General features: G+C 57.3%; 9 protein-coding genes, 5 tRNA genes and 1 rRNA gene. 8 read left to right on the forward strand and 7 right to left on the reverse strand.

What is annotated here, in order from left to right:
- Positions 1-110: 110 nt before the first annotated feature.
- Positions 111-857, reverse strand: coding sequence for a MurR/RpiR family transcriptional regulator (locus H8K20_RS09075; protein WP_186488168.1), 747 nt, complete (start codon positions 855-857; stop codon positions 111-113).
- Positions 858-1,084: 227 nt separating this feature from the next.
- Between H8K20_RS09075 and H8K20_RS09080 the strand changes: the two genes are divergently transcribed.
- From H8K20_RS09080 to H8K20_RS09115, 8 genes are all read left to right on the forward strand, one after another.
- Positions 1,085-2,479 (forward strand): MATE family efflux transporter, encoded by a 1,395-nt coding sequence (locus tag H8K20_RS09080; protein WP_186488169.1) that lies wholly within the window; start codon positions 1,085-1,087, stop codon positions 2,477-2,479.
- A gap of 30 nt (positions 2,480-2,509) precedes the next feature.
- On the forward strand, positions 2,510-3,142 hold the full coding sequence (locus H8K20_RS09085; protein ID WP_105204974.1) for a Crp/Fnr family transcriptional regulator: 633 nt from the start codon (positions 2,510-2,512) through the stop codon (positions 3,140-3,142).
- Positions 3,143-3,294: 152 nt separating this feature from the next.
- Complete coding sequence (locus H8K20_RS09090; RefSeq protein WP_186488170.1) at positions 3,295-4,236, forward strand: carbohydrate kinase family protein; 942 nt, start codon at positions 3,295-3,297, stop codon at positions 4,234-4,236.
- A 61-nt stretch (positions 4,237-4,297) separates the two neighbouring features.
- Entirely contained in the window at positions 4,298-5,434 is a 1,137-nt protein-coding gene (locus H8K20_RS09095) for an SIS domain-containing protein (RefSeq protein ID WP_186488171.1), read from the forward strand.
- Between the two features lie 82 nt (positions 5,435-5,516).
- Positions 5,517-6,368 (forward strand): BtpA/SgcQ family protein, encoded by an 852-nt coding sequence (locus H8K20_RS09100; protein WP_243206203.1) that lies wholly within the window; start codon positions 5,517-5,519, stop codon positions 6,366-6,368.
- A gap of 60 nt (positions 6,369-6,428) precedes the next feature.
- The gene (locus tag H8K20_RS09105) at positions 6,429-7,061 is read left to right on the forward strand and encodes a cysteine hydrolase family protein (RefSeq protein ID WP_186488172.1); all 633 of its coding nucleotides are present in this window, start codon (positions 6,429-6,431) and stop codon (positions 7,059-7,061) included.
- Between the two features lie 29 nt (positions 7,062-7,090).
- Entirely contained in the window at positions 7,091-8,164 is a 1,074-nt protein-coding gene (locus H8K20_RS09110; RefSeq protein WP_186488173.1) for an urea carboxylase-associated family protein, read from the forward strand.
- Between the two features lie 48 nt (positions 8,165-8,212).
- Positions 8,213-9,154, forward strand: a complete 942-nt coding sequence (locus tag H8K20_RS09115; protein WP_186488174.1) for an alpha/beta hydrolase — start codon at positions 8,213-8,215, stop codon at positions 9,152-9,154.
- Positions 9,155-9,868: 714 nt separating this feature from the next.
- On the opposite strand, the gene H8K20_RS09120 is transcribed toward H8K20_RS09115, so the two are convergent.
- The 6 genes from H8K20_RS09120 to H8K20_RS09145 all read right to left on the reverse strand — a co-directional run bounded on the left by H8K20_RS09120 (position 9,869) and on the right by H8K20_RS09145 (position 10,629).
- Positions 9,869-9,944, reverse strand: a tRNA-Thr gene (locus H8K20_RS09120).
- Between the two features lie 5 nt (positions 9,945-9,949).
- Positions 9,950-10,025 (reverse strand) — tRNA-Trp (locus tag H8K20_RS09125).
- Between the two features lie 34 nt (positions 10,026-10,059).
- Positions 10,060-10,136: transfer RNA gene (locus H8K20_RS09130), tRNA-Ile, on the reverse strand.
- A gap of 5 nt (positions 10,137-10,141) precedes the next feature.
- Positions 10,142-10,217 (reverse strand) — tRNA-Asn (locus tag H8K20_RS09135).
- Positions 10,218-10,274: 57 nt separating this feature from the next.
- A 5S ribosomal RNA gene (rrf, locus tag H8K20_RS09140) occupies positions 10,275-10,391 on the reverse strand.
- 163 nt (positions 10,392-10,554) lie between these two features.
- Positions 10,555-10,629: transfer RNA gene (locus H8K20_RS09145), tRNA-Glu, on the reverse strand.
- Positions 10,630-10,673 lie beyond the last annotated feature (44 nt).

A 10,673-nucleotide genomic window follows, 5' to 3' on the forward strand; every position in this document is an offset into this window, starting at 1 on the left:
AAAGAGAGGCCCTGTAAACCTCTCACTTTTTCACCGCTCCCGTTATGGGAGCTCTATTTTTGTGTATTTATCTACCGATCTACATGCAATCTGCCCAACGATACACCCCATCAATTGCCGTTATCGGCAGGGGCCACACCACACTGCTGCCAAAACGCCTCGCTCAAAAAGCGCAGCGCCAACATCAGCGGTGTGCGGTCGGTCACCTCGTAACCGCCGATGAGCTGGGTGGGCACCCAGCAGTAGAGATTGTAATCGGCCAGTGCCGCCACCGGGTTTTTGCACAGGTGAGTCAGGCTGATGCTGGCCGCGCCCCGTTCCTTGGCCATCTGCAGCGCCTGAATGAGCATGTCGGTCTCGCCGGTGGCGCTGATGACCAGTACCAGATCGCCTGGGCGGGCATTTTGAGCGCTGTAGTACATGTCGTGCCGATAGCTGAAACACTCGGCTGTGCGGCCCACACATTTTAAATTGTGGGTCATCATCTCACACAGCGGCTCTGAATCGCCAATGCCGTAAAAGTAGACCCGCCGGGCCCTGAACATCGCCTTGGCGGCAAGCTGCAGGCTGCCGGGAGCCAGCATCTCCAGCGTGCGGCGAATGTTTTGCGGCACGCTGGTATCGGGGGACGGAGCCCCCTCCTGCCGCAGTGCCAGCTTCATCTCGGCAAAGCCGCTGTAGCCCAGTTTTTTGGCAAAGCGCAGCAGCGCATTGGGCGCCAGGTGCAGCTGCCCGGCCAGCTTTTGGATGGACATCTGGGCGGCGTCTGTCCGGTGGGCACTGATATAGGCACCGATCATGTCGTCGGTCTCGCTCAGCGAGAACTCGTATACCTGCAGCCGCTGGGTAAAATCCATCCCGTCTCACTCCCCTGTTCTATACGCTCTATCGGGCGGTGGCTCCACCGCTGCCGCCACCGCTATTGTACCACACTTTTGGTGCCAAAACAGCACCTCGACCCCAGTCAGGCGACACTCTATCCAGAAAGCGGTGGCCCGATATGGGCTATTCGCGTATTGTCGCGATCATAAAAATCTTTTATACTTATTACGTGGGGCCATTTGTCCCGATAGGAGGTGGTGCCGTGCCACTGCTCAAGCGGGTATTTACCGCGCACACCGGCGATCTCACCCAGGGCCCGCCGGGCAAACGGCTCTTTTTGTACATGATCCCCATCCTCATTACCAACCTGTTTCAGCAGTGCTACAATCTGGCCGATACCATCATCGTCGGGCAGCTGGTGGGGGCGGGGGCGCTGGCGGCGGTGGGCGGCACCGGGCCAGTATTTTATCTTTGCTCTACAGTGACCATCGGCTTTGCCGCCGGGGTGGGCATTCTCAGCGGCCAATACTTTGGCAGCGGGCGCACCCGTTCGCTGCGGGATATCTTTACCACCGCCACGGTATTCACCGCGCTGTCCTCGGTCGTCATTGGGGCTTTCGGCGCCATCTGTGCCCCGTGGCTGCTGGCACTGCTGCGCACCCCCGCCGATGTGTTGGCCGACAGCGTCATCTACCTGCGCATGGTATTTCTGGGGTTTCCCTTTATGGGTTTGGGGGCCAGCGGGGCGGCGGTACTCAGCGCGCTGGGCGACTCGAAAACGCCGCTCTACTGCACCGCTGCCGGCGGGCTGTGCAACGTGGTGCTCAACCTATTTTTCGTGCTGGTATGCCGCTTGGGCGTTTTCGGCGTGGCGCTGGCCACGGTGCTGGGGCAGCTGCTCACCTGCCTGCTGGGCCTGCCGCTTCTGCTTAAAAAATTGGCAGCCATCACCGGCCAGCCACAGCTGCCGCTGCGCCGGGTGCCCGGTCACTTTAGCGGTAAATTATTAAAAGAGGTGCTGCGGCTGGGGCTGTCCTCCTCGCTGCAGGGGGCCGTACTAGCCGGCAGCTTGCTGCTGATGCAGTCGCTCATCAATGGTTTTGGCAGCTTGTATATGGCAGCCTACACCACTGTACAAAAAATTGAGTGGCTCGTTTTGCTGCCGCTCAACAACCTGTATCAGGCCTTTTCGAATTTTACCGCACAAAATATCGGCGCCGGCAAGCTGCCGCGGGTGCGCCGCTGCTACCGCCTGACCCTGCTGTGGGGCACCGGCTTTTGTGCGGTGATGGCGCTGGTGCTGCTGTTTGGCAGCAGGGGCCTGGCCGGTCTGTTCGTCGCTGCCGGCAGCGGCGAACAGGTCATCACCGCCGTGGGCGACTACTTTAAAGTGGCGGTGGTCTACTACTTTCCGCTGGTACTCATGTTCCAGAGTGAGGGACTGCTGCGGGGAGCAGGCGATGTGCTCACCGTCTCGGTGATCACCGGGGCGGCCATGGGCTTTCGCCTGGTCACCGCTTTCATATTGGCCCCCAAGATGGGCTTTTCGGCTATCCCGCTGGCGTTTTTGGCCAGCTACACCAGCGAGGCGATTATCGCCTATCTGCGCTACCGCCGGGGCCGGTGGCGGCACAAAGCCGTAGTTTTGGCCCGCTGACGCCCCATACAAGCAAAGGAGGTCCGCACCATGGGCGACTCGATTTTTGACCGCTGCCCACCCGACGTAAAAAAGCATGTCCTCTACCGCCAGTACCAACCCGGCGATATTTTGCTGCTGCAGGGGCAGCAGGAGGACTGCGCCTACTTTTTGCTGCGGGGGGCGGTGCGGGTATTCAAATTGCTGGATGACGGCTCCTGCGTGCAGATCGGCTTTTTTAAAAGCGGCAGTTTTATCGGCAATATCGAGCTGTTTGCCCACACCGACCTAATGAACATGGTGGAGGCCGCTGAGCCCTGCACGGTGGCCTGCATCCCCCTGGATGCGTTTTATCACTGGCTGGATAGCGATACGGTGCTGTGCCGCCAGCTGCTAGAAGATATGGCCGTGCAGATCGTGGCCTTTAACCGCCAGATCATGCTGGGCAAGAGCCTCACCCGGCAGGAGCACTTCTATCTGCTGCTGTTGCGCGCCGACAGCGCCGGTCAGCCGCTTACCAAGCAGCTGCTGCAAGATCAGCTGTCCGCCTCGCTGCGCACCGTCAACCGGCTGTTGCAAAAGGCGGCTCGCGAGGGACTGGTGCGGGTAGAGAACGGCCAGATCTTGCTGCTGGACCGCGAAAAGCTCATCGCCCTGCACAATCGGTGCGATACCGGCCAATAAGCGCAAAATATGCACAAAAATGTGCAAAAGAATTTGTCAGCCACCGGGTCAAGTGGCATTGAGGGCCTCTCTTTTGGCCGCTATACTGTAGGTGTAGCGACATGAAAGAGGGGCCCCTTTCAATGCCGCCGACTAGTGGGAGGTGTAGCAAATTGGAGTATATTGTCAGCGGCCTGAACATGATGGATGTCATCCGTTTCCCCGATGGCACCACCAGCGCCCCACAGATGGGGGGTATTCCGCTGTACGGATACTGCGGCATGCGGCCCTACACCCGCAGTATCTGCTACCTGGCCCGGGTGGGCAAAGACTTTTTTGACACCTACGGCCAGTGGTTTGCAAAAAACAAGGTAGACCGCAGCGGGTTGCTGTTCGTATCTGAACAGACGCCCTACAACATCATCACCTACCGGCCCGACGAGTCGGTGGCCGCCTGGGACTTCTTCACCGGCGACTGGGCCGATTCCGGCTTTTGGCGGCCCCATCCCGAGGACCTCGACGCTGTGATCGGGCCGGATACCAAAGGCTTTTACATCTGCGGCGCCCCTCTTCCCGACCCGGTGTGGGCTAGACTGCTGGCGCTGCGGGAGCAGTACCACTTCAAGATCATGTGGGAGCCAAACGGCATCCACACCCACTCCACCGACCGGGAGAACATCCTTGAGCTGTTGCCTCAGCTGGACATGGCCTCGTTTAACCTGACCGAGTCTAAAGAGATCTTCGGTCTAGACAGCGAGCAGGAGGTTCTCGACTTTCTTCGGCGGCAGCCCTGCCCGCTCATCCTGCTGCGTATCGGCGCCCGGGGCATGTACACCATCGGCGGCGGCCGCATTTGTCTGGTGCCGTCTGCACCGCTGCCCGAGGGGCAGCAGGTCGTCGATGTCACCGGCTGTGGCAACTCGTCCACCGCTGCCGCCTGTGTAGCTTGGTGCCAGCAAAACGATCTAGCCATGACCGGGATCATGGCCAACATCGCCTCGAATTACAACCTGCGTCAAAAAGGCCCCTACCCGCTGTTTGACAGTCAACTGGAAGAGCAGTGCCGGATCTGGGCGCGCCAGCTGTACCAAAAAGGCGCCTATCAATACCTGTAGTCTCGGGGCCGAGCGCCCCCTGCCATACATACGTCTATCTATAAAAAAGGAGTGTTTTATCATGGCCAAATACGACAGCAACCTGCACAAAGAGATCGTCAGCCTGCCTACTATGGTGCGCTATATCTGCAGCGATATCCAGAAAAAATGCGAGACGGTATTTACTGCCGACGAACTCAAAAACTTTGACAACATCGTGCTCTCGGGCTGCGGCGACAGTCTCTGTGCCGCCTACGCGGTGAAGGAGTGCTACGAACAGCTGCTGGGCCTGCACATCGACACACCGGTCTGCCTCGACCTGTCCCGCCACTACGACGTGCGCCGCTTTGGCGAGAAGGGAAAGACTCTGGTCATCCTCATCAGCTTTTCCGGCAAGGTATCCCGGGTGGTCGAAGCCGCCCAGCGCGCCAGAGCCAACGGCGCCATCACCATGGCCGTTACCCACGATATCGAGTCGCCAGTGGCTGCCGCCTGTGACAAGGTACTGCACGTAGTGCCGGAGGAGTTTGATCTGCACCGCACCCCCGGCTGCCGCACCTATGTGGCCTCGATGACTGCCCTCTACCAGTTTGGTATCGCCATGGGCCAGATCATCGGCAATTACGATATGGCTGCCGCCGACGGTTACCGTCAGGATATTCTCGACTACGTCACCGAGTTCGAGGCCGCTATGGACCAGATGGACGACGAACTGTTCAATGTGGCCGTGTCCTGGAAGCCGGTCCCCTACTTCGAGTTTTTGAGCTCCGGCCCCGAGTACGCCTCCGCCTGGTTTGGTCAGGCCAAAATGTACGAGGCTACCGGCGACTTCTCCCGCTATGAGAACTTTGAGGATTGGGCGCACGTCGACTATATCCTGCGCAAGATGGACAGCGGCATGTTCTTGTTCATCGACAAGAAAAACCCCGCATTCAGCCGCGCGCAGGAAGTCGCCAGCGTACTGACCCGCCAGAGCTACCGCTACCTGGTGTTTACCGATGCCAACAAATCCGAGTTTGCCGACCCGCTGAAAGTATTCACCGTGCCCACCGCCAAACACCTGTGGCTCACTCCGCTCATGCAGGCGGCGCTGCCCTGCATGTTTGCCGGCGCGTTGGCCCACGTAAAAGGCACCACCGAGTTCTGTGCCGACATGATCGACTCGCTGTTCCCCTTCGGCGGTGCGATCCTGCGCAACAGCAAGATCGAACTGCACTAAAACTGTAGAAACTGAGTAGGAGAGCCGCAGCGTTGCGGCTCTCTTTGCCAAAAACCATTATCAGACTGGGAGGTCTTATACCATGCCGGGACATCTGAGAATAAACGAGGGTCAGGACAACATGTTCACCCAGTTAAAACCGGGCAAAAAACTCATTATCGGCTGTATCCACCTGCTGCCGCTGCCCAATACCCCCTACTATCAGGAAGGCGATTACGACCGCTCGATCGAGAAGGCGCTGCGGGACGCGGAGGCGCTCATCAAAGGCGGCGCCGACGGCTGTCTCATCCAGGGTATCGACGGGGGCATCTTCCCCAATACCGACGACACCGACTACGCGCGGGTGGCCTGTATCTCAGTCATCGGCAACGAGGTGCGCCGCATGGCCGGCCCTGACTTTAAAGTGGGCGTACAGCTCATGTGGAACTGTATCACACCATCTCTGGCGGCCGCCAAGGCCTGCCACGCCGATTTTACCCGCTGTACTGCTCTGGCCGGCAGCACCAGCTCGCGTTTTGGCCCCATCGTGGCCCAGCCGCTGAAGGTGCAGAATTACCGCCGGCGCATCGGCGCCGACAATGTGGCCATGATCGCCGAGATCGCCGGCTACCACGTGCAGCAGGGCGGTTACGACAAGGCCCGCTTCATCGAGCAGGCGCGGGATGTGCTGTCGGTAGGGGCCAACGCTATCGAGATGTTCCACGGCGACGAGGCACTCAACGAGCGCATGGTCTGCGATCTCAAAGAGGCGTTTCCCACCGCCCCGGTCGTGTTGGGAGGCGGCACCAACATCGAAAATGCCGCCAGACGGCTCAAATATGCCGACTGTGCCATTGTGGGCACCTGCTTTGAAAAGGGAAACTGGGGCGGCGATGTGCAGTGGGATGCCGTGCGTGACTATGTACAGAACGTCCGCCAGATCGAGCCCCAATAGATCTGGCCCCGACCGATAAGTGGACCGGCAGGTCCGTCAAATGTAAGGAGTGAATCTATCATGGTCATCCGTTCTATAGACCCGCGGCGTACGGCCGTTATGGTCATCGATATGCAAAACGACTTTATCGCCCCCGGTGCGGTGCTGTTCTCTCAGATGGGGTACGATTTTGTGCCCACTATGGCCGACTTTCTCGACCGCTGCCGCCAAAAAGGAATGCAGATCATCTACACGCAAAATGTGCTGCGGGCCGACGGCAAAGACATGGGTAAATCCGGAGATTTTTGTCAGGCGATCAAGGAGGGAAAAGCGCTGGTAGAGGGCACCCCCGGGGCAGAGATCTACGCACCGCTGGCCCCCAAAGAGGGAGATATCGTGCTCAAAAAGCACCGTTACAGCTCGTTTTTTGGCACCGATCTAGATATCACCCTGCGCACCGGCGGCTTTGACACGGTGGCCATCACTGGCGTCTGCACTGAGGCCTGCTGTTTCTCCACCGCCCGCGATGCCGGCGCGCTGGGATACGACGTGGCTTTTCTGTCTGATCTCACCGGTACCATGGACTACCCCGATCTGGGTTTTGGACCCATGACCGCCCAGCAGATGCAAAACGCTATGCTCACCAACATCGCGCTGACCAGCGCCCACGTCATGACTTCCCAGCAACTGCTGGAGCTGCCTGTGCGCGACTAAATCATCCTATAGACAGGAGATATAGAGTTATGGACCGCGTTCTCTCCGTTCCTTTTAATCATCAGCAACTGGCGCTTTTAGACCGCTATACAGCGGTGCCCGGCGCCTACAATACGCTCATTCTGCAGGCGTTGGCAGAAGCCCAGCCCGGGTGTCAGCAGGCGCAGCTGTCTTCCCCCGCGCCGCCGCCCCCCAAACGCAAGCAGTTGGCCCAGCACCTTTTAGAGCCGGGCACCGGTATAGCAGTAGAGGTAAAGGCAGGTCAGGTACTGCGCATCGCCCAGGTAGAGGGCGGGCAATGCGGCGACCTGAATGTATACAATCTGCAAAATGGACAGGAGCACTTACATGTAGGGCGCACCCGGCACCTGCACGGACCGCACCCCACCACCGGCGATCTGCTGTGGTCTTGTGCCCCGTGGGAGCGGCCGCTCATGGCCATCCTGCAAAATACCGGCGTGTGTGACACCACCTTTGCCAGCTGCAGCACTTTGGGATACAGCCACTTTTACAACATGCCCCAGCACATCAATTGCCAGCAGATGCAGATCGAGGCCCAGCGCGCCTATGGGATCGGACCATGGCAAGAACACGATTCCTTTAATCTGTTCATGTACACCGTATCCGACAGCGAGGGAAACCCGGGTATTGACAGAAACGGGGCTGGGCCCAGTGATTATATCGAGTTCTACGCCTTGACCGACGTTTTGGCTATCCCCAATGTCTGCGGCGACGACCTGGGCAAGACCAGCAATTTCTGGCAGAACCACCTGTCAGTTATCGTAGAGGAAGCTCTTCCCGAGGACCGGCAGAGAGCGGAAGGCTTTACAAAGCCGTATCAAAATTCTGTTGTCCCGGTGCCTTATCAAATAAAAGAGGTACCGCTGCGCAGAGATCCAGACTATACGCCCCGTTTTCCCCACCTGCCGCTGCGTATCCATCAAGTCGAGGTGGTGCTGAGCGAACAGGACCAACAAAAGCTCGATGCCGTGCGCAATCCCGGTCTCTATGGGGATGATCTGTGTTCTGCCCTGCGCGATATCGTGATGGACTGGGCCGATGCGAAGAACAACGCCTCGCTGCCCGGATACAGCCACCATTGAGGATAACATCGTAACGATGTAGGATCTTTTCGCGGAGGTGTTTGGAATATGATGCATACGATACATCGGCCTTATCCGCCGCTGCCGCCATTACCACCTACTACCGGCCCCAGCGACATTCAGCTACTGGTCGACTATCAGCGCGGGCACAGAGAAGACATGGCTGCCATTCGCGCTGAACAGGTGTTAACTGGCGTTTATACACCCCAACGGCCCATCTCCTGCTGGGAGCAGACTGTGCCCGGCTATCGGGAAGAAGTGACGGTACGGCTTTACAGACCTCAGGCGGAGGCAGACGCTACACCTGCCGTTTTGTACATGCACGGTGGTGCCTGGTGTAAAGGATCTATCGATACCACGCACGAATACTGCCTGGCACTGGCAGATCTATCCGGGGCTCTGGTGGTCTCGGTGGCATATCATCTGGCACCGGAGTTTCCCTATCCCCACGGGATCGAGGACTGCTACCAGGTGCTCTGCTGGATGTGGAAACAGGCAGAGGTACTGGGGATCGACCGAGAGGATATCACCTTATCTGGCGATTCGGCAGGCGGCAATTTCTCTGCCGGTCTGTCACTTATGGTACGGGACCGCGGGGAAGTGTCGGTAAAAAATCAGATCCTGTTGTACCCCGGGCTCTCCATGCGCGCTGAAGATGGTGTAGGCGGGCGCGATCCCGATGCTATGCTTTCGATGCAGATCGTGGTGGACTGGTATCTGGGTGGCGCTGCATCCCAGCAGCCCTATATTACACCTCTGGCTGCCGCCGATCTATCTGGTCTGCCCCGCACCTTGTTGGCAGTGGCTGCGCTGGACGGTATGCGTTTTTGTCAGCGCACCTACGCCCAGGCGATCGAACGGGCTGGCAATATGATCACAGTGGTGGAATTTGAAAATACGCCACATGGCTTTATCTGTGATCATCGCTGCCTGCAGCAGTTGGAGGATATGGCGAGTCTTGCGGCGGATTTTATCAGAGAAAAATTATAAGTAGATCAGTTTATAGAAAATAGAGTGCTCTCCATTTTTGAGCGCACTCTATTTTCCATACTGCGATATCTTTTCTATCTAGTCACTCTTGACGGCGCTGGGCAAAAAGCAATCAGACCCCAACTTACAAAAGCACAGTTGTTATAGAAAGAGCCAAGCGAAAAACAAGACTGCTGCAGCGCTGATATCGATGTGAAACGAAAATATAAGTATATTGCACTTAGCCGAAATGTTCGCTGAGTATCTGCCCCATATTCGGTGTGCGGCACTGTTATTGGATCAACGAGGCCTTGAAGGTCCTGATCGACATCATTCCTTTTTGTTGCCAATAAAATGCATCTGACAGCATTTTAAGGCCAGTTACGGGCATCTTGTCAACGTATAGAAATGCAAAAAAAATAGGTAATGGGTAGGAGCCCTTTGGGCGCAGTGTAATTCGAGGCAGTGTCGGACATGATCCCGTCATGACCACATCGCTTTACCGGTACCAGGTCACACAGGCGGCGATAGACAAGCTGTCACATCCAGTTATTCGACGGCCCGCTCTTCCTCTGGCAGCGGCACAAACAGCACTGGGCAAACACTACCACCGCCGACGGTACACACATCCCAAACACCGGTGCACAGCAGTGTGAGCAGGTATGGCTGCCGCCAATATAGAATAGCAAAAATTCCGATAGACCGCATGCCCATGCAATCTATCGGAATTTTTGTTGGAGCTGCTAACCAGATTCGAACTGGTGACCTCATCCTTACCAAGGATGTGCTCTGCCACCTGAGCCATAGCAGCCTATTTGGCAGGGGCAGAAGGACTTGAACCCTCGGCACGCGGTTTTGGAGACCGCTGCTCTACCAACTGAGCTATACCCCTATCTCTTTCGTTATAATAACTACTAAAGTTCAAATGGTGGGCCTTCAGGGACTCGAACCCCGGACCGACCGGTTATGAGCCGGTTGCTCTAACCAACTGAGCTAAAGGCCCAAAAATGGCTCCCCCTGTTGGGCTCGAACCAACGACCCTGCGGTTAACAGCCGCATGCTCTACCGACTGAGCTAAGGAGGAATATCTGTGTCCTTACAGACACCTATATAAAAGGGTCAAAACCCTTATATAAACGAGTGTCGGCGTCTACCTATTTTTCCAGGCAGCTTCCCGCCAAGTATCTTCGGCACGACATAGCTTAACTTCTGTGTTCGGGATGGGAACAGGTGGATCCTATGCGTCATCAACACCGACTCTATATATGAATATCAGCCTCTCAGCTGTACCCAACTTGTCAAAAAAGGTCTCCGGTCGCCTTCACTCGCTCCTTCCGCGAAAAATGGTGTGTTTTGCGCTAGCAAAACCGATGAACTCTGTTCATCGAGCCATTTCTTCGCCCTTTTTCGCGTAGCGATAATGGTGACCCGTGGGGGAATCGAACCCCCGTTACCGGCGTGAGAGGCCGGTGTCTTAACCGCTTGACCAACGGGCCATGTGGTGCACCATCAGGGACTCGAACCCGGGACCCACTGATTA

This window comes from Neobittarella massiliensis (ex Bilen et al. 2018) (assembly GCF_014269355.1).
In the GTDB taxonomy this organism is placed as follows: domain Bacteria; phylum Bacillota; class Clostridia; order Oscillospirales; family Ruminococcaceae; genus Neobittarella; species Neobittarella massiliensis.

Excerpts from the sequence above, each read along its gene's own strand:
- H8K20_RS09085 (WP_105204974.1), top strand. The coding sequence starts at position 2,510 with ATGGGCGACTCGATTTTTGACCGCTGCCCACCCGACGTAAAAAAGCAT.
- H8K20_RS09100 (WP_243206203.1), top strand. The coding sequence starts at position 5,517 with ATGCCGGGACATCTGAGAATAAACGAGGGTCAGGACAACATGTTCACC.
- H8K20_RS09105 (WP_186488172.1), top strand. The coding sequence starts at position 6,429 with ATGGTCATCCGTTCTATAGACCCGCGGCGTACGGCCGTTATGGTCATC.
- H8K20_RS09075 (WP_186488168.1), bottom strand. The coding sequence starts at position 857 with ATGGATTTTACCCAGCGGCTGCAGGTATACGAGTTCTCGCTGAGCGAG.
- H8K20_RS09095 (WP_186488171.1), top strand. The coding sequence starts at position 4,298 with ATGGCCAAATACGACAGCAACCTGCACAAAGAGATCGTCAGCCTGCCT.
- H8K20_RS09115 (WP_186488174.1), top strand. The coding sequence starts at position 8,213 with ATGATGCATACGATACATCGGCCTTATCCGCCGCTGCCGCCATTACCA.
- H8K20_RS09110 (WP_186488173.1), top strand. The coding sequence starts at position 7,091 with ATGGACCGCGTTCTCTCCGTTCCTTTTAATCATCAGCAACTGGCGCTT.